Source organism: Vreelandella glaciei, from assembly GCF_013415125.1.
Classification (GTDB): domain Bacteria; phylum Pseudomonadota; class Gammaproteobacteria; order Pseudomonadales; family Halomonadaceae; genus Vreelandella; species Vreelandella glaciei.
In genome coordinates this window covers 43,095-60,316 of record NZ_JACCDE010000030.1, presented here as the reverse complement: position 1 = coordinate 60,316, position 17,222 = coordinate 43,095, and the positions used below count along the sequence as shown (strand labels likewise).

The 17,222-nt window shown below is 54.9% G+C and carries 16 protein-coding genes and 5 tRNA genes; 7 read left to right on the top strand and 14 right to left on the bottom strand.

Going from position 1 to position 17,222, the window contains the following annotated elements; genetic code table 11:
• Positions 1-7: 7 nt before the first annotated feature.
• The 7 genes from HZS80_RS18125 to HZS80_RS18095 all read right to left on the bottom strand — a co-directional run bounded on the left by HZS80_RS18125 (position 8) and on the right by HZS80_RS18095 (position 7,065).
• On the bottom strand, positions 8-1,219 hold the full coding sequence (locus HZS80_RS18125; RefSeq protein ID WP_179916851.1) for a pyridoxal-phosphate-dependent aminotransferase family protein: 1,212 nt from the start codon (positions 1,217-1,219) through the stop codon (positions 8-10).
• Positions 1,220-1,319: 100 nt separating this feature from the next.
• Complete coding sequence (locus tag HZS80_RS18120) at positions 1,320-2,507, bottom strand: CaiB/BaiF CoA transferase family protein (protein ID WP_035562277.1); 1,188 nt, start codon at positions 2,505-2,507, stop codon at positions 1,320-1,322.
• Between the two features lie 18 nt (positions 2,508-2,525).
• Entirely contained in the window at positions 2,526-3,332 is an 807-nt protein-coding gene (locus HZS80_RS18115; RefSeq protein ID WP_179916850.1) for an enoyl-CoA hydratase/isomerase family protein, read from the bottom strand.
• 64 nt (positions 3,333-3,396) lie between these two features.
• Positions 3,397-4,680 carry a TRAP transporter large permease gene (locus tag HZS80_RS18110; protein WP_035562272.1) on the bottom strand — a complete coding sequence of 428 codons (1,284 nt, stop codon included), beginning with the start codon at positions 4,678-4,680 and terminating at the stop codon, positions 3,397-3,399.
• Positions 4,681-4,689: 9 nt separating this feature from the next.
• Positions 4,690-5,250 carry a TRAP transporter small permease gene (locus HZS80_RS18105; RefSeq protein WP_035562269.1) on the bottom strand — a complete coding sequence of 187 codons (561 nt, stop codon included), beginning with the start codon at positions 5,248-5,250 and terminating at the stop codon, positions 4,690-4,692.
• Between the two features lie 65 nt (positions 5,251-5,315).
• Positions 5,316-6,293 carry a TRAP transporter substrate-binding protein gene (locus HZS80_RS18100; protein WP_035562266.1) on the bottom strand — a complete coding sequence of 326 codons (978 nt, stop codon included), beginning with the start codon at positions 6,291-6,293 and terminating at the stop codon, positions 5,316-5,318.
• Positions 6,294-6,603: 310 nt separating this feature from the next.
• Positions 6,604-7,065: a GlcG/HbpS family heme-binding protein gene (locus HZS80_RS18095; RefSeq protein ID WP_035562263.1), complete on the bottom strand. Its 462-nt coding sequence runs from the start codon at positions 7,063-7,065 to the stop codon at positions 6,604-6,606.
• 258 nt (positions 7,066-7,323) lie between these two features.
• On the opposite strand from HZS80_RS18095, the gene HZS80_RS18090 reads away from it, so the two are divergent.
• Positions 7,324-8,007 (top strand): GntR family transcriptional regulator, encoded by a 684-nt coding sequence (locus tag HZS80_RS18090; RefSeq protein WP_035562260.1) that lies wholly within the window; start codon positions 7,324-7,326, stop codon positions 8,005-8,007.
• Positions 8,008-8,012: 5 nt separating this feature from the next.
• Here the strand turns inward: HZS80_RS18090 and glcC are convergent, their stop codons facing one another.
• On the bottom strand, positions 8,013-8,792 hold the full coding sequence (gene glcC / locus HZS80_RS18085; protein WP_179916849.1) for a transcriptional regulator GlcC: 780 nt from the start codon (positions 8,790-8,792) through the stop codon (positions 8,013-8,015).
• Positions 8,793-9,008: 216 nt separating this feature from the next.
• Between glcC and glcD the strand changes: the two genes are divergently transcribed.
• The 4 genes from glcD (at position 9,009) to HZS80_RS18065 (ending at position 13,395) form a co-directional block, all read left to right on the top strand.
• Positions 9,009-10,508: a glycolate oxidase subunit GlcD gene (glcD, locus tag HZS80_RS18080; RefSeq protein WP_179916867.1), complete on the top strand. Its 1,500-nt coding sequence runs from the start codon at positions 9,009-9,011 to the stop codon at positions 10,506-10,508.
• A gap of 51 nt (positions 10,509-10,559) precedes the next feature.
• Positions 10,560-11,660: a glycolate oxidase subunit GlcE gene (gene glcE / locus HZS80_RS18075; protein ID WP_179916848.1), complete on the top strand. Its 1,101-nt coding sequence runs from the start codon at positions 10,560-10,562 to the stop codon at positions 11,658-11,660.
• Between the two features lie 14 nt (positions 11,661-11,674).
• Positions 11,675-12,907: a glycolate oxidase subunit GlcF gene (gene glcF / locus HZS80_RS18070; RefSeq protein WP_179916847.1), complete on the top strand. Its 1,233-nt coding sequence runs from the start codon at positions 11,675-11,677 to the stop codon at positions 12,905-12,907.
• A gap of 86 nt (positions 12,908-12,993) precedes the next feature.
• Positions 12,994-13,395 (top strand): heme-binding protein, encoded by a 402-nt coding sequence (locus HZS80_RS18065; protein ID WP_035562244.1) that lies wholly within the window; start codon positions 12,994-12,996, stop codon positions 13,393-13,395.
• A gap of 114 nt (positions 13,396-13,509) precedes the next feature.
• On the opposite strand, the gene HZS80_RS18060 is transcribed toward HZS80_RS18065, so the two are convergent.
• The 6 genes from HZS80_RS18060 to HZS80_RS18035 form a co-directional block, all read right to left on the bottom strand.
• Positions 13,510-13,586 (bottom strand) — tRNA-Asp (locus tag HZS80_RS18060).
• Between the two features lie 79 nt (positions 13,587-13,665).
• Positions 13,666-13,741: transfer RNA gene (locus tag HZS80_RS18055), tRNA-Val, on the bottom strand.
• Positions 13,742-13,793: 52 nt separating this feature from the next.
• Positions 13,794-13,870, bottom strand: a tRNA-Asp gene (locus HZS80_RS18050).
• 58 nt (positions 13,871-13,928) lie between these two features.
• Positions 13,929-14,005 (bottom strand) — tRNA-Asp (locus HZS80_RS18045).
• A 98-nt stretch (positions 14,006-14,103) separates the two neighbouring features.
• Positions 14,104-14,179: transfer RNA gene (locus tag HZS80_RS18040), tRNA-Val, on the bottom strand.
• A gap of 70 nt (positions 14,180-14,249) precedes the next feature.
• Positions 14,250-15,005, bottom strand: a complete 756-nt coding sequence (locus HZS80_RS18035) for an alpha/beta fold hydrolase (protein WP_179916846.1) — start codon at positions 15,003-15,005, stop codon at positions 14,250-14,252.
• 164 nt (positions 15,006-15,169) lie between these two features.
• Here HZS80_RS18035 and ccoN point away from each other — a divergent pair, with 164 nt between their 5' ends.
• Both ccoN and ccoO read left to right on the top strand, forming a co-directional pair.
• On the top strand, positions 15,170-16,594 hold the full coding sequence (gene ccoN / locus HZS80_RS18030) for a cytochrome-c oxidase, cbb3-type subunit I (RefSeq protein WP_035562239.1): 1,425 nt from the start codon (positions 15,170-15,172) through the stop codon (positions 16,592-16,594).
• 19 nt (positions 16,595-16,613) lie between these two features.
• Positions 16,614-17,222, top strand: a complete 609-nt coding sequence (ccoO, locus tag HZS80_RS18025) for a cytochrome-c oxidase, cbb3-type subunit II (protein ID WP_008955981.1) — start codon at positions 16,614-16,616, stop codon at positions 17,220-17,222.

Here is a 17,222-nt window from a genome sequence, read left to right as displayed (position 1 = left end):
CCGTCGTTTAGCGCTCGCCTGCGTTAAGCGGGTTGGCAGCAAAGTAGTCCAAAGCAGCCGTTACGCCACTGCCTTTAAGGTTAACGCCGGACAGCTTCATGCCCGCCTCACAGCCACCCAGCGTGGCAATCAGCGTTAAATCGTTGCAGTCGCCCAAATGCCCGATCCGGAACATTTTGCCTTTGGCCTTACCCAGCCCCATGCCTAATGAAAGGTCAAAACGCTCATAGATAATCTTGCGCACCGCATCCGCATCGACACCTTCGGGCATCACCACACCGGTCAGCACCGGCGAGTAAACCGACGGATCTAAACACTGAATCTCAAGCCCCCACGCCTCTACCGCCGCGCGCACCCCAGCGGCCCAGCGCTGATGGCGGGCCAGCACATTGTCCATGCCCTCATCCAGCAGCATATCCAACGCTTCGTTAAGGCCATACAACAGGTTGGTGCTGGGCGTGTAGGGCCAGTAGCCGTTCTTGTTGGCTTCGAGAATTTCATCCCATGCCCAGAAGCTTTTCGGCAATTTCGCCTGTTTGCTAACTTCAATCGATTTAGGCGAAAGCGCGTTAAAGCTGATGCCCGGCGGCAGCATCAAACCTTTCTGCGAGCCGGAAACCGTTACATCCACGCCCCACTCATCATGGCGGTAGTCGGCGCTGGCCAAACCAGAAATAGTATCGACAATCAGCAGTGCGGGATGGCCAGCTGCATCGATGGCTTTACGCACGGCGGCGATATCGCTCGTCACGCCAGTAGAGGTTTCGTTATGTACCACACACACAGCCTTTAGCTCGTGGTTGGTATCCTCTTTAAGGCGCGCCTCGATCATGTCGGCCTGAACACCGTGGCGCCAGCCTTCGTAGCCCGGCAAGCCCAGAAACTCAGGTTGGATATCCAAACGCAGGGCCATTTTGTGCCACAGCGTGGCGAAGTGGCCGGTCTCAAACATCAGCACACGGTCGCCCGGTGACATGGTATTGGCCAAGGCAGCTTCCCAGGCACCAGTGCCCGACGCCGGGTAGATAATCACCGGGTTCTCGGTTTTGAAGATTTTTTGGATCTTGCTCAGCAGCTCAAGGCCCAGGGCACCAAACTCAGGCCCGCGGTGATCGATTGTGGGCAGGCTCATCGCCCGTAAAATACGGTCTGGCACCGGCGAGGGGCCAGGAATTTGCAAAAAGTGACGGCCGGATGGATGAAAATTAAGCTTTAACATGATGAGGTTCCTGTTTGTTGTTGTCAGGCTAAACGTTGGCTCTGCCAATTAGCGTTATTCAAAATGGATAATGAATGCAATTACTCACATCAAAAAAGCGCTATTTGATACATCCTTCAGCACGTAAAGCGTCAAGCTCAGCGCCGGAGAACCCTAAACTATCGAGCACTTCATCGGTGTGCTGGGCAAAGAGCGGCGCGGGGCTGCGAATTTGCGACGGTGTTTCTGAGAATTTGCTCGGAAAACCGATGGTTTTCATTTTGCCCATTACCGGGTGCTCCATCTCTTGCACCATGCCGCGCGCTAAATAGTGCTCATCCTGCATGGCCTGGGCGAAGTCGTTGATTGGTCCGGCAGGTACACCTGCGCTGTCACACAGGGTTAGCCACTCATCCACGCTTTGATTCGCCATTAGCTCTTCGAGCAGCGCCTCCAGCTCTTCAACGTGCTGGCCACGGTCCTGATTGGTAATAAAGCGGGGGTCCTGCATGAGTTCTTCGCGCTTCAGTACGTCCTGGCAGAAGCGCTCCCAGGTGCGCTGGTTGGCGCAGCCGAGCATCAAATAGCCATCGCTGGCTTTGACTGCCTGATAAGGCGCGGAAACACGGTGGCGCCAGCCCGTTGGCCCAGGCACGGTACCTTCAGAGAAGTAAGCCGCCGCTTCCCAGGTAAACCAGGGCAAACCGCACTCGGTGATAGCGATGTCGATATGCTGGCCAGCACCGGTTTTCATCTTGTGGATACACGCCGCCAGAATCGAGTAGACCGCGGTTAAACCACCGCCAATATCGTAAACCGCAATGCCGGTTTTCAGCGGGCGCTTGCCCTCCTCCCCGGTCATCGACATCAGGCCGGTCATGCCTTGTGCGACCAGGTCAAACCCGCCTTTATGACTATAGGGGCCGGTTTGCCCGTAACCGGAAATTGAGCAGTAAACGATGCCGGGGTTGATTGCTTTGATAGTGTCGTAATCGATCTCAAGCGACTTGGTCACACCAGGCCGGTAGTTCTCAACGATGACATCCGCATCAGCGGCCAAGCGATAGAATATTTGCCGCGCCCGTTCGTCTTTAAGATTCAGCGAGATACTTTTTTTGTTGCGGTTAATCTGTGAAAAGCAGGTCGATTCGCCATTCACGTAGGGGCCCATTTGGCGGCTGTCGTCTCCGCCATTGAGCTTCTCGACTTTAATGACTTCGGCGCCCATGTCCGCCAGCACCATGGTGCAGTAGGGGCCGGCCATAATCTGTGATACATCAAGTACTTTTATATCTTGTAGGGGAAGCATGCGCTCTCTCCTTGACCTTTAATGACCAGACCACTCAAAGGGCGTTTTATTGACGAACTTATCCACCGCGGCGGCAAAGTCTCGGCTCATATAGCAAATGGTGACCCAGTCGTCGCTGGCATCGGCAGGGAGTCTCCGCTGCTCTAGCGCACGTCCAATCAACGCCTTGCTGGCCTGTAGCGTCAACGGCGACCGCTTGGCAAAGGCTTCCGCCAGCGCAGTCACTTCAGCGTAAATTGCATCAGCGTCAAACAGTTGATTTATTAGGCCTGCAGCCTGGGATTCTTCGGCGCCAAATAGCCGAGCCATCATTAGCGCTTCTTTGGTGCGTGCAACGCCAAGCATGTCGATCATGCGCGAGACGTTGTTAATCGAGAGCGTATTGCCCAGCGTTTTGGCAATCGGCACGCCAAACTTCATCGTCGGGGTGGCGTAGCGGAAATCACACACCAGCGCTAGCGCCGCACCGCCGCCCACGCAGGCGCCTTCAATCAATGCCAGGGTCGGCTTGGGAAAGGTTTCCAGCTTGCCCACTACGCGGTCAATGCGTCGCTCGTAGGCAATCGCGTCTTCAGGCTGAGTGAAACCCGAAAACTGGCTAATATCAGTGCCCGCGACAAAGGCTTCACCGCCCACGCCATGAAGCACCACGGCATACACAGTGTCATCCTCGGCCAACTGATCGCAGTGCTTTTCCAGGGCATCGTACATTTCCCAGGTCATCGCATTGCGGCTCTGGGGCCGGTTAAAACCAATCCAGGCCACGCCATTACGAACGGAAAATGTGACGCTCTGGGCAGCCTGTGATTCGTCAAGATTGCTCATTTTCGTCTCCTGTTTGGGCGTGGTGCCGGGCTCATAACACCCGGCAACCAGCGCGTATAGCTGCTTAGCCGTAGATAAAGTTAACCAACGCCAGCGCAAACGCCGGGATGTAGGTATTGATCATTAGCACGGCGAACAGGACGGCGATAAACCACAGATTGGTTTTGGATGTGGCCCATACATCTGACTTGGCGATTGAACAAGACGCGATGAGGACGCTGGCCACCGGCGGAGTTTGCTGACCAATGGCTAGGTTCAGCGTCACGATCAAACCAAAGTGCAGCGGGTCGATACCCACTTCAAGTACTAACGGCAGGACGATCGGTACCACCAGGATGATGGCCGCTGCAGAGTGCAGGAAAATACCTAAAATCAAGAAAATAACATTAAGCAGTGCCAAAATAAGATATTTATTGTTGGTTAGCTCGCTGATTTGCATGGCGATTTCTTGAGGCACTCGGGTCTCAGTAAGATAGCCCCCCACCACTGCAGACGCGGCCACCAGCAGCATGACCACAGCGGTCTGCACACCAGCACTCTTACAAGAATCAATGAAATTTCTGATAGTGAATTCGCGATAAACCACCGCACTGATAAAGATCGCGACACATACCGCCAACGCAGCGCCTTCAGTTGCCGTAACGAAACCACCAAAGATACCGCCCAGGATAATAACTGGAATCAATAGCGCCCAGATGGCTTCTTTAAAAGCTGTCCAAAGCTGTGAAACCCGGAACCGTCCTTCAGAGGGGAAGTTGTTCTTGCGCGCCAAGTAGTAGCACATCGCGGCTAAGCCCATCGCGCCCAACAAGCCCGGCAAAATACCCGCCACAAACATTTGCACCACTGATTCGCCCGACATCACCGCATAAAGAATCATCGGGATAGAGGGTGGGAGAATGATCGCAAGGCTTGCCGCAGAGGATGAGATAGAGGCCGCAAACTCTTTTGAGTAGCCTTTCTTGCGCATAGCCGGGATCAGAATACTGCCGATCGCCGATACACCCGCCACTGCCGACCCAGAGATTTCAGCAAAAAATACCGACGCGCCGATCGTCACCATCGCCAAACCGCCTTTGATAAACCCTACCATTGCCATGGCTAGGTCAATCAAACGCCGAGAGATACTCGACGCGTTCATAATGGCGCCCGCTAAAATAAACAGCGGTATGGCAATAAGCGGAAAATTGGTCGCGCCCTCAAACATAGTCATGCCCACCGTAGGCATCGCCATGTTGCCGTATGTCATAAAGGTGGCAATCGTTCCTACCAGCGCTAAGGCAACCGCCACCGGCACGTTAATTAGAATAAGCACTATTAGTGCTAAGAATATGTACAGTATGACCATGGTGTTTACTTATCCTCGCTGATGCGTGCTGACGGTGGCGACTTCTTCAGCGTCGATGCCGGCTTCTTCAAGCTCATGGTCAATAAAGCCTCTACCGCGCGCACTTTTAATCACATCAGGGATCCGCAGCAGTTCTGCAATAATGAACAGCACAGCAGCAACGGGAATCGCCGAGTGAACCAGTTGCATAGACACCCCTGGGAGGCTGACCATGCCAACGCCTTCGAGAATCAACATGACTTGGTAGCTCGCGAGACCCAAGAAAACGAAGAACCCGATAGTGATAGCTTCAGCTAACAGCGCGATCGGCACCCGAATAGCGGGAGGACACATGTTCAACACGCTTGGACAGGTAATGTGCGCGCCTTTAGCGGCTGCTAAAGCTGTGCCGTAGTAAGTCACCCAAGCCAGTAAAGCGGCGGCTAGTTCGTCATACCAGCTTAATGGAGAGCCTAGATAGCGGGTTACAAAACCTAGTGTTACGACAACGGCAAGCGCAATTACCAAAAAGACCACGATGCCTTCAAGAAACGAAAAATATGCGTTCTTGAACTTTGTAAAAGTACTCATTGAGACCTCCGAAAGGCGAGGCGCCCCGCCAAGTAGCGACGCACCTCTAAAGAGTGGCGCTTTGCTTACTCGCGAAGAGCAGTCACGGCGTCAATCATTTCCTGGCCACCATCCACTTCGTCAGCAAACTTGCTGTAAATGGTCTCAGAGGCCTCAACAAAGGCATCGAAGTCGACTTCATTCACTTTCATGCCTTCGTCCCGCATTTTCACCAGAGTTTCATCGTCTAGCCGCTGCCCCTCTTCCAGCACAAAATCTTCCATCTCGACAGCGACTTCTTCGAGTACCTGTTGCACTTCTTCAGGCAGGCGGTTCCAACTTACACCGGCGGTCAGATAAGCGGGTGTATAAACGTGGTTAGAGATCGAGAGGTAGTCTTGAACTTCGTGGAAGCGCGAGGAGTAGGTTTGAATAAAGGGATTTTCCTGGCCATCCATTGCGCCTGTTTGCAGGGCAACAAACACTTCCGACAGCGACATTGGCGAAGGTGCCGCGCCGTAGCTACGGAACATATCGATACGCCATGTGCCGCCAGGTACGCGCAGCTTTATTCCTTCGAGATCTTCTGGCGTTACGATTGGTCTCTCGTTGTTAGTAATCTGGCGAAAGCCATTTTCCCACACGCCAATAATTTTAAAACCACGGGCTTCTGCAGCGTCATACAGCGGGCCACGAACGATCTCTTCACGCACGCGCTTCATATGTTCGCGGTCTTGGATCAAGTAAGGCATCTCGAACAGTGCAAACTCAGCGGATTCAGAGCTCATTACTGTCGAGGGCAACGAGAGATCTAAAGACCCTAACCGCAGGCGACGCATCATCGATTCGTCACCACCCAGTTGGCTATTGCCAAAAACGTTTACTTCCGCCACGCCTTCCAAACGTTCGTTGGCAAGTTCGGCAAAGCGATTCGCAGAAATTTCAAACAGTGATCCAGGGCCACCGACATGGCCAAGGCGAATTTCCGTCTGGGCGTTGGCGGCGGCGGCCTGCAAGCCAAACGACACAACGGCCGTAACGAGTGCTGTTTTGAGCAATTTCATTGTGAACTCCAGGTAAAGCATTTGTTGTTGTTAGCAATGTCACCATCGTGGCTCTGGCACCCGATAGCGCCTGCAAAAGGCGTCGCTTGAGTAGATCTACTTATTGTTGATCTAGCGCTACTCATGAAACATCCTCCACCTCAATTTGAATTCAAAATTCAAAATTAGGTATTAAACTTTCGTCTCGACACGAAAATCTCACTGCAACCAGTTGATTTAAAAAGGGCTAATAAAAAGTAATCGTAAAAAAAAGCGGACAGCGCCTCGATTCGACCGCTGCCCGCTTCATTTAACATCTTTCTGCTAACACTTAGTCCGGTTCAAGCCCCCAGCGCAGACCGGCCCGCTCAATACCGGCAATCGCCGCTTGCTGATCCTCCTCAGATGAAGCACCGCTAACCCCCACCGCACCAATCACACAATTTTGCTGATCTAGAATGGGGACGCCGCCGGCCACCGCTACAAAATGCCCCTGGGAAGCCGCCGCCACACTGGCAACAAAAGCGGTGCGCTCGGCATTACGGGCGCCACTTACCCCACTGGCAACACCGATGCCCAACGAGGCATAAGCTTTTCCCTGCGCAACCGGAAACCGCAATGGCGCACAGCCATCTTCCCGCTCTGCGGCGATCACATGGCCACCGCCGTCTAGCACGATGATTGTTAACGGCGGCAATTTTGCTTCGCGCGCCTGCGCCATGGCACCATCAATGATCTTTCTGCCCTCTTCTCGGGTGAGCTGTACGCTGCAGTGAAATACTTGTCCGGCCATAAGAGTTACCTTTTTTGTTGTCACTCAGTTGTTGTCAGCACGTTGTCTTGGTAAGTACGCGGTTTTGGTAAGCACATCGACGTCGTAGATAGCGATGGTGGACAAAAGCGCCACCAAAGGAATATTGAATTCATAATTACTTTTGCAGATCATATCAACAAAAGCCACTATGCAAAGATGGCATCGTGCTCACATTGAACTAGGTGGTCTGGGTAGCTTGGCAAGCAAACAAGCGAGCCGCTGACAAGGAACTTACGAATGACAAAGATCTTGCAACGCAATTTATATCGCGAAGTGGCCGATAGAATTGGCGACCTGATTGAGCACGGAGAGCTGCTACCCGGTGAACGTATTTCGGAAAAGCAGCTGTGCGATCGCTTCGGTGTATCGCGTACGCCGCTGCGGGAAGCATTGAAAGTACTCGCCACTGAAGGACTGATTGAACTGCTACCCAATCGCGGCGCGCGGGTGGTGCGGTTAACCTTAAAAAACGTTAAAGACACCTATGACCTGATGGCCGCACTAGAGGGACTGTCGGGGGAGCTTGCCTGCCAGTACATCAGTGACGCTGAAATTGCCGCCATTCGTCAGCTACACGACACGATGCTGGAACACTACCGTAACCGGGATCTAATGCCCTATTTCCAGGTCAATCGGCAGATTCACGAAAGCATTCTGGCGGCGTCCAATAACGATGTGCTGCAAGAGATGTATAGCAATCTAAGTCAGCGCATTAAGCGCGTGCGTTACTCCAAGAAGATGACCGAACGCTACTGGAGCCAGGCGGTAAAAGATCATGAAAATATGATGGCTGCACTTGAAAAGCGTGACAGCCAATTGCTCGGCCAAATTCTCCGTGACCATCTGTGCAATAAGATTGAAGTGGCTACCTTAGCAGGCGTGATTGACACCGAAGACGATAAAAGTGCGGCTAACAGTTAACTTAGCTATTGCCACTCTTCAAGGCGCATGGAGGATCGCTCCAGCCGATCGTGCTCCACCTCCAGATCACGCAGCAGTTGGCTAATGCTGGAGAGATGCTCTAGCGCCACCTGTTTTGCTTGCTCTGCATCGCCGCTGACAACGGCATCGTGCAGTTGAGCATGCTGCTGATTGATCATCGCCCGCGGCACAGGCAAATGATAAAGGTGTTTGACCGAAGCGAATACCGAACTCAGCAATAAATCGGTCAGGCTCTGCAGCGTGTGTACCAACACTGGATTATGCGATGCTTGGGAAACCGCCAAATGAAAGGCGTGATCAAATCTAGCCAGCCGCTCGACATCGATCGGCTCGGCGGTTTCCGCATAGTCGGCCATTTCGTGATAACGGCGGGTGATCAGCACGCGGTCAGCGGAGGTGCCCCGGCTTGCCGCCAAACGTGCCGATTCCCCTTCTAACAGGGCGCGCACTTCTAGCAGATCGAACAGCGTGCGCGGATGGTCTTTAAACAAGTGCATAAGGGGGCTTTGCTGATTGACGGGTAGCAGCGTCGCCACCGTCGATCCATGGCCCTGGCGGGTGTCGATAATCCCCTTGCTGCGCAGAATTCTTAATCCCTCGCGTAACGACGCGCGGGAGACGCCAAGCCGATCACACAGCCGCCGTTCCGAAGGGAGCAACTGGCCGGGGCGAAAAACGCCATCCAGAATAAGACGTTCAAGCCGAGTAGCCACCTGATCCGGCCTACGCTGCCCGGGGGACAAGGCTTGATTCTCTGCTGCCATGGTGACTCTCCTAATGGGCGATATGACCAGCTTGCCAGGACTCGACCCAGTACTAAACAAACAAGGCACCCCTGTCGACCAATTACTGGTCAGACCAATGCACCACAGCCTAGACAGACCGATAAAAAAAGCCCAAATTGAGGCCATGTTAGGTGGGCGGCCCATGGACAACTTTTCAGCGTTCGCCTTTAACGATAATAAACATGGGATGTCATGATGAATATCCTCTTTGATGAGCGCCTGGACGGCGAATTGGTCCAGCGAGATAAAAGCGAGGTCTTGAGCGACCTGCAGCAAGCGGTTCCCGATATGACGCTGCTGCACCGTGAAGAAGACTTACGCCCTTTCGAATGCGATGGGCTGGCGGCCTATCGCGTACTGCCGATGTTGGTGGCGTTGCCGGAAACCCTTCAACAGGTTGAAGGGTTACTCAAGCGCTGCCATACCCTGGGCGTACCCGTGGTTACCCGCGGTGCGGGCACCGGACTCTCAGGGGGCGCCCTGCCGCTGGAGCAGGGCGTGCTGCTGGTCATGTCACGGTTTAACAAGATTCTGAGCGTTGACCCCGATGCACGGATGGCCCGCGTTCAGCCCGGCGTTCGCAATCTGGCGATTTCCGAGGCCGCCGCACCTTTCGGGCTCTATTATGCCCCCGATCCCTCCTCACAAATTGCCTGCTCCATCGGCGGTAATGTGGCTGAAAATGCCGGTGGCGTGCACTGTTTAAAATATGGCCTGACGGTGCATAACGTCATGCGTGTGGACGTGCTCACCATCGAAGGCGAGCACATGACACTGGGTGCCGAGTCCCTCGATGCGCCCGGTTTTGATCTGTTAGCTCTGATAAATGGCTCCGAAGGCATGCTCGGCGTGGTCACCGAAATTACCGTCAAGCTGCTGCCCAAGCCGGAGACCGCCAAAGTACTGATGGCCAGCTTCGACGATGTCGAAAAAGCCGGCCGCGCTGTGGGCGATATCATTGCTGCGGGGATCATTCCCGGTGGCCTGGAGATGATGGATAAACTGGCCATCAAAGCCGCCGAGGACTTTGTCAAAGCGGGCTACCCCCTCGACGCCGAAGCGATTCTGCTCTGCGAGCTGGATGGCGTTGAAGCCGACGTGGACGACGATTGCGACACCGTGCGCCGTGTATTGGAAGCCGCCGGTGCCACCAATATTCAGCAGGCCCGGGATGAAGCCGAGCGCGCCAAGTTCTGGGCCGGGCGAAAAAATGCCTTCCCCGCGGTGGGTCGCATGTCGCCGGACTACTACTGTATGGATGGCACTATCCCCCGCCGCGAACTCCCCCGGGTACTCAAAGGCATTGCCGCGCTTTCCGAAGAGAGCGGCCTCGCGGTCGCCAACGTGTTCCACGCAGGTGATGGCAATATGCACCCGCTGATCCTGTTTGATGCCAATAAAGAGGGTCAGTTGGCGCTTGCCGAAGAGGTGGGCGGCAAGATTCTTGAACTCTGCGTAGCCGCAGGCGGCTCGATCACCGGCGAACACGGCGTCGGGCGGGAAAAAATCAATCAGATGTGCAGCCAGTTCCAGCCGGATGAGATCAGCGTTTTCCATGCCCTGAAAGCGGCATTCGATCCCAAGCGCCTGCTCAATCCTGGTAAGAACATTCCGACCCTGGCGCGCTGCGCAGAGTTTGGCGCCATGCATGTTCACAATAACGAACTGCCGCACCCGGATCTGCCCCGTTTTTAATAGTGACCTAGTCAAGATAACCACTAGGCAAAATAAATATTGGAATAGACCATGACCGAATTAGCGATGCATGCCGCCGACCGCGATATCGCTGACACCCTTTGTGATCAGGTGCGCAGCGCATATGAGACACGCACTCCGCTTCGCATTGTAGGCGGCGATACCCGCGCCTTTTATGGCCGACCGGTGGATGGCCAAGCGCTGCAGATGGCCGAACATAGTGGCATTGTCAGCTACGATCCGGTGGAGCTGGTGGTCACCGTGCGCGCTGGCACGCGGCTAAGCGCCCTTCAAGCAGCGTTGGCAGAGAAACACCAGATGCTGGGGTTTGAGCCGCCCATGTTTGGCGAAGCCTCGACCATTGGTGGCGCGGTCGCGACCGGCCTTTCCGGCCCGCGCCGCCCCTGGGCAGGCGCAGCGCGGGACTTCGTGCTTGGCACTCGGGTCATCACTCAAGAGGGCAAGCTGCTGCGCTTTGGCGGCGAGGTAATGAAGAATGTCGCCGGTTACGATCTTTCGCGCTTGATGGCTGGTGCTCAAGGAACACTTGGCGTGCTGACCGATATCTCGTTTAAAGTGCTGCCCATTCCCAACGCTACGCACAGCTTACGCCTGCCCATTAATCTTGAAGACGCGCTTAAAAAGCTTGCCGAGCTGGGTCGCAAGCCGCTGCCGATCACGGCGGCAGCCTGGCATAACGGTGAGCTTTTTCTGCGCTTAGAGGGTGGCAACAGCTCTGTCAGCGCGACGCAAGCGCAGCTAAACGGCGAGCCGCTCGATGCCAGCTTCTGGACCTCGCTACGCGACCATACCCACGATTTCTTCCAACTCAGCGACGACCAAGCGCTGTGGCGGTTATCGCTGCCTCCGCATACGTCGCCGCTAGCACTGGATATTCCCGAAGCGGATATCTTTTACGATTGGGCGGGCTGTCAGCGCTGGGTAAAAACATCGCTGGATGCCAGCACCCTGCGCGCCGCCTGCGCGGCAGCAGGCGGCCATGCCACCTGCTACACGCCGCACGCCCAGGGAGGCGCCGCCGACCCTTTCACGCCGCTCAATAAGGTAGTGGAAAAATATCATCGTAATTTAAAGGCGGAGCTGGATGCCCATGGCATATTCAATCCCAGTCGTCTTTATGCGGCGTTTTAATCAGGAGAGCTGACATGCAGACGCAATTTACCGATGCCGACCGTCAGAAGCCGCACATTCAGGAAGCAGATAGCATTTTGCGCACCTGCGTTCACTGCGGTTTCTGTAACGCCACCTGCCCCACCTACCAGCTGTTGGGCGATGAGCGCGACGGCCCCCGCGGGCGTATTTATCTGATGAAGGAGCTGCTTGAGAGCCGCGACGATGACGACCAAGTCACCGAAGAGACTCGCCTGCACCTTGACCGCTGCCTGACCTGCCTTAACTGTGAAACTACCTGCCCTTCCGGCGTGGAGTACCACAAGCTACTCAATATTGGCCGTGCCGAAATTGAGCGCCGGGTTCCCCGTCCTGCTGGCGAGCGGGCCCAGCGCTATGCACTGCGGAAAATGATGGTCGAGCCTAAACGCTTTCAGGCACTGCTAAAGCTGGGCCAAACCTTTAAGCCGCTGGTGCCTAGCAAGCTACGCAGTAAAATGCCCGCAGCGCCCATAGATGCAGGTGCACGCCCCGACGCAAACCGTCATACCCGGCAAGTGCTGATTCTGGAAGGCTGCGTGCAGCCGGGGCTGTCACCCAATACCAATGCGGCTACCGCGCGGATCCTAGATCGGCTCGGCATTAGCGTAACGCCGGTGGCTAAAGCAGGCTGCTGTGGCGCGGTTGATTTTCACCTCAACGCCCAGGACGATGGGCGGGCTCGTATGCGCGCCAATATTGACGCTTGGTGGCCATATATTGAACAAGGCGCTGAAGCCATCGTTCAAACCGCCAGCGGTTGCGGCGCCTTTGTTAAAGAGTATGGCTATATGCTCAAGGATGACCCTGAATACGCCGTTAAAGCGCAAAAGGTCAGCACTTTGGCCAAAGATATTGTCGAAATCTTGCGCGATGAGCCCCTGGAAGCATTGAACGTTAAAGAATCCAAGCGGCTGGCATTTCACTGCCCTTGTACGCTGCAACACGCGCAAAAGCTTAACGGTGCAGTGGAAGGCGTACTCACCAAGCTCGGCTTTTCGTTAACGCCGGTGCAGGATGCGCATCTCTGCTGCGGCTCGGCGGGCACTTACTCGATTACTCAACCGGAAATTGCCACCCAACTGCGCGACAATAAGCTCAATGCCCTGGAGGCCGGTAATCCAGAGATGATTGTCACTGCCAATATCGGCTGTCAAACCCACTTGGCTGGAGCCAACCGTACGCCGGTGCGCCACTGGGTTGAAATCGTCGATGCGGCACTTCCCTAGCGCTGGTTGTTACTCTTTACCCCCTACCGCCGCGCTGCTACTTAATAGCGCGGCGACTCACTCCCTGCCTTAAAAAGGATTACCCCATGCAAACAAAAGCCATCCTCGCTCAAGCCGATGTCATCAATGTATTAGACGCGGCGCAAAAAGAAGCCGACAGCAATAACTGGCCGGTCACTATCGCAGTAACCGACGACGGCGGCCACTTATTGGGCCTGCGCCGCTTAGATGGTGCTGCCCCTTTCAGTGCCGATGTTGCCACGCAAAAAGCGCGCAGCGCAGCGCTAGGTCGTAAAGAGACCCAGGTATTTGAAGAGATGATTAACGGCGGCCGTACAGCGTTTCTTTCTGCGCCGCTGCAGGGTCTACTTTCAGGTGGTGTGCCGATCACAGTGGATGGCCATGTGGTGGGTGCCGTAGGTATTTCCGGCGTTAAACCCGACCAGGACGTACAGGTTGCCAAAGCAGGTGTTAGCGCTATCGGCTAATGCAGCGGGCAGCCCGTAGGCTGCACGCAATAAAAAAGCCCGGATCAATGATCCGGGCTTTTTTGGAATTCGTTCGACTGATGCCGATATTACATTTTCAATCTAAGCGCTTAATGGCGGACCGGACGAGACTCGAACTCGCGACCTCCGGCGTGACAGGCCGGCATTCTAACCGACTGAACTACCGGTCCACGTTAAGGCGCATTACTACTACAACCATCGTATGCATAGCATTTTCAGCGGTTCAGAGGCGCTTCAAATGGTAGGCGATGGTGGGTGGTACTGGGTTCGAACCAGTGACCCCCAGCTTGTAAGGCTGGTGCTCTCCCAACTGAGCTAACCACCCAATTTGTCAATAAGCACCACAGTCGCTTATCAACCTTGCTTAGCAGTTATCGTGGCGGACCGGACGAGACTCGAACTCGCGACCTCCGGCGTGACAGGCCGGCATTCTAACCGACTGAACTACCGGTCCGAATTGCGATAACACACTTTAAAGCTAATTACTTATCAAGCAGATAGTTATTTGATGTTGGCGGACCGGACGAGACTCGAACTCGCGACCTCCGGCGTGACAGGCCGGCATTCTAACCGACTGAACTACCGGTCCGTTATGCACATCAAAACTTCATCTTACTTTTTGCTTCTTACTTTTCACTTCACGTTTTCAAACCATTTTTAGTACTAATAAATTAGTGTTACTAAACATGGTGGGTGGTACTGGGTTCGAACCAGTGACCCCCAGCTTGTAAGGCTGGTGCTCTCCCAACTGAGCTAACCACCCGCTGGTCACGTGGCGCTGCATTCTACAGAAGGTTGTTTCAATGTCAACATGCTGCGCTTAAAAACTGCTTTTAAGCTAGCGCGTTGCCCTCTTCTTTCAAGCCTTGGCTGTGAACGCGGACGAAGGATGCCGTAACCTGGGTGGCTTCGTCAATCAAAAACGTTTGCGTTAACCCAGAAGAGCGCCGCGGCTTGAAATCGTGATCGCCATCTTTCAGCCAAGCCAGCTGCGCATTAGCGGGCAGCATATAGCTTGCGACCTCCTCCTGAGTACCGAAAGGATCTCGCTCACCTTGTATCACTAGCATGGGGCAAGTAACCGCTGGCCAGTGTTCCAAACGAAGCTTTTCCGGCGCTTTGGTGGGATGAAACGGGTAACCGGCCACCACGACACCAGGGCACGGTTGTTGGCTGGCTAACAGCGTCGCCACGCGGCCGCCCATCGACTTCCCCCCTATCCACAGCGGCCCGTCGAATAAAGAATTAAGCAGCGCATACCACTCGGCAAACTGAGCCAAGGTCTGCGCGATCGGTGGCGGTGGGCGTCGCTTGCCGGTTTCCTGCATTTGCTGCATATAAGGAAAGTCAATACACAGAACTTGTATTCCCTGCCCCGCCAAAGAGGTGACAAATTGACGCATGAAAGCTGACTGATGACCGGCGCCTGCACCATGGGCAAACAGCAAGCGTCCTATTTTGGCCTCACCCTGAACCGCCAACGGCCCCATGCCCTGCACCAGATAACAGCCGCTTGAGTCGAGATGAATCTCCTCGCTTAATGCGTCTGGCGGCAACGAAATATAGTCAGATAAAGCGTAATGTGACATGCACCGCTCCTAATAATTCAATGATTAACCTATTGGCATGTTCAGCTTAAGCCTCGGCTGCGCTAGAATCCTCGTCGGATCTTGACCTGCATCATCAAGCGGGTGGCCGCATCCGTGCAAAATGCCACGGGTTACCCCCTAACCGCGTTCGATGGGAACATGAAATGAGCACAGCATTTGAACACCCGACCTACAACTACAAGGTAGTTCGGCAGTTCGCGATTATGACCGTTGTGTGGGGCATCGTGGGAATGACCGTTGGTGTCATCCTCGCCTCGCAACTGGTTTGGCCGCAACTGAACCTCGGCATACCTTGGACCAGCTTCGGGCGACTGCGTCCGTTACACACTAACGCCGTTATTTTCGCTTTTGGTGGCTCGGCGCTTTTTGCAACGTCCTATTACGTTGTCCAACGAACGTGCCAGACACGGCTATTCTCGGACAGGCTGGCGGCCTTTACGTTCTGGGGCTGGCAAGCCGTTATTATCTCAGCGATCGTGTCACTCCCCATGGGCTACACCACGACCAAGGAGTACGCTGAGCTAGAGTGGCCGATCAATATTTTGATTGCAGTCGTTTGGATCAGCTATGCCATCGTGTTCCTGATGACGATTAAAAAGCGCACCACGTCGCATATTTATGTGGCGAACTGGTTCTTTGCGGCGTTTATTTTAACCGTTGCAGTGCTGCATATCGTTAACAACGCGGCGATCCCGGTTACCCCGATGTACTCCACCTCGATCTACGCCGGTGCGGTGGATGCCATGGTGCAGTGGTGGTACGGCCATAACGCGGTAGGCTTCTTCCTGACCGCCGGCTTCCTGGGCATGATGTACTACTTCGTACCCAAGCAGGCTGAGCGACCGATTTACTCTTACCGTCTTTCCATCGTCCACTTCTGGGCGCTGATCATGATTTACATGTGGGCAGGCCCGCACCACCTGCACTACACAGCGCTGCCGAACTGGGCGCAGTCATTAGGCATGATCATGTCTATCATCCTACTGGCGCCCTCCTGGGGCGGTATGATCAACGGCATGATGACCCTGTCAGGCGCTTGGCATAAGCTACGCACGGACCCCACACTGCGCTTCTTGGTAGTGGCCCTATCGTTTTACGGTATGTCGACGTTTGAAGGCCCGATGATGGCCATCAAAACGGTCAACGCGCTGTCGCACTACACTGACTGGACCATTGGCCACGTTCACTCCGGTGCGCTCGGCTGGGTAGCGATGATCACTATCGGCTCAATGTACCACCTGATTCCGCGCGTATTCGGTCGCACTGAAATGCACTCCGTCAACCTGATTGCCGTGCACTTCTGGCTGGCCACTATCGGCACGGTACTTTACATCGCCTCGATGTGGGTTAACGGCATTCTGCAAGGTCTGATGTGGCGTGCGATCAACCCTGACGGCACCTTGATGTACACCTTCGTTGAAGCCGTTGAAGCCAGCGCACCGGGCTACTTCGTGCGCTTAATCGGCGGCCTCTTCTGGGTCACCGGCATGCTGATCATGGCATTCAACGTTTACATGACCGTTAAGCGTCGTGAGGCCATCAGCCATTCAGCGCCACAAGCTGCTTAAACCGGGGAAGTTGAGACCAATGAAACACGAGATTGTCGAAAAGAACGTTGGCCTACTTGCCGTGTTGATCCTTGTCGTGATCAGTTTCGGCGGCTTGGCTGAGGTGGTGCCGCTGTTTTTCCAGAAGCAGACCACCGAGCCGGTTGAAGGCCTGGAGCCGCTATCAGCGCTGGAACTGGAAGGCCGTGACATCTATCGCCGTGAAGGCTGCGTGGGCTGTCACTCACAGATGGTTCGCCCGTTCCGCGCTGAAACCGAGCGCTACGGCCACTACAACGTGGCGGGTGAACAGGTTTATGAGCACAACTTCCTGTGGGGCTCTAAGCGTACCGGGCCGGATCTGGCACGTGTCGGCGGCCGCTATAGCGACGACTGGCACCGTGCTCACCTCTACAACCCGCGGGATGTAGTGCCCGAGTCAATTATGCCGGCTTACCCCTGGCTGTTTGAAAACACCCTCGATGGTGACGCCACACCGAGAAAGATGCGCACGCTGCGTCAGTTAGGTGTGCCGTATACCGACGAAGATATCGCCAATGCAACTGCAGATGTCCGCGGCACCCAGGAAATTACCGCCCTGGTCGCGTATCTACAGCAGCTCGGAACCGTGCTCGAGGGCACTCGTTAA

Coding starts and splice junctions, on each gene's coding strand:
- HZS80_RS18125 (WP_179916851.1), bottom strand. CDS start 1,219: ATGTTAAAGCTTAATTTTCATCCATCCGGCCGTCACTTTTTGCAAATT.
- HZS80_RS18120 (WP_035562277.1), bottom strand. CDS start 2,507: ATGCTTCCCCTACAAGATATAAAAGTACTTGATGTATCACAGATTATG.
- HZS80_RS18115 (WP_179916850.1), bottom strand. CDS start 3,332: ATGAGCAATCTTGACGAATCACAGGCTGCCCAGAGCGTCACATTTTCC.
- HZS80_RS18110 (WP_035562272.1), bottom strand. CDS start 4,680: ATGGTCATACTGTACATATTCTTAGCACTAATAGTGCTTATTCTAATT.
- HZS80_RS18105 (WP_035562269.1), bottom strand. CDS start 5,250: ATGAGTACTTTTACAAAGTTCAAGAACGCATATTTTTCGTTTCTTGAA.
- HZS80_RS18100 (WP_035562266.1), bottom strand. CDS start 6,293: ATGAAATTGCTCAAAACAGCACTCGTTACGGCCGTTGTGTCGTTTGGC.
- HZS80_RS18095 (WP_035562263.1), bottom strand. CDS start 7,065: ATGGCCGGACAAGTATTTCACTGCAGCGTACAGCTCACCCGAGAAGAG.
- HZS80_RS18090 (WP_035562260.1), top strand. CDS start 7,324: ATGACAAAGATCTTGCAACGCAATTTATATCGCGAAGTGGCCGATAGA.
- glcC (WP_179916849.1), bottom strand. CDS start 8,792: ATGGCAGCAGAGAATCAAGCCTTGTCCCCCGGGCAGCGTAGGCCGGAT.
- glcD (WP_179916867.1), top strand. CDS start 9,009: ATGAATATCCTCTTTGATGAGCGCCTGGACGGCGAATTGGTCCAGCGA.
- glcE (WP_179916848.1), top strand. CDS start 10,560: ATGACCGAATTAGCGATGCATGCCGCCGACCGCGATATCGCTGACACC.
- glcF (WP_179916847.1), top strand. CDS start 11,675: ATGCAGACGCAATTTACCGATGCCGACCGTCAGAAGCCGCACATTCAG.
- HZS80_RS18065 (WP_035562244.1), top strand. CDS start 12,994: ATGCAAACAAAAGCCATCCTCGCTCAAGCCGATGTCATCAATGTATTA.
- HZS80_RS18035 (WP_179916846.1), bottom strand. CDS start 15,005: ATGTCACATTACGCTTTATCTGACTATATTTCGTTGCCGCCAGACGCA.
- ccoN (WP_035562239.1), top strand. CDS start 15,170: ATGAGCACAGCATTTGAACACCCGACCTACAACTACAAGGTAGTTCGG.
- ccoO (WP_008955981.1), top strand. CDS start 16,614: ATGAAACACGAGATTGTCGAAAAGAACGTTGGCCTACTTGCCGTGTTG.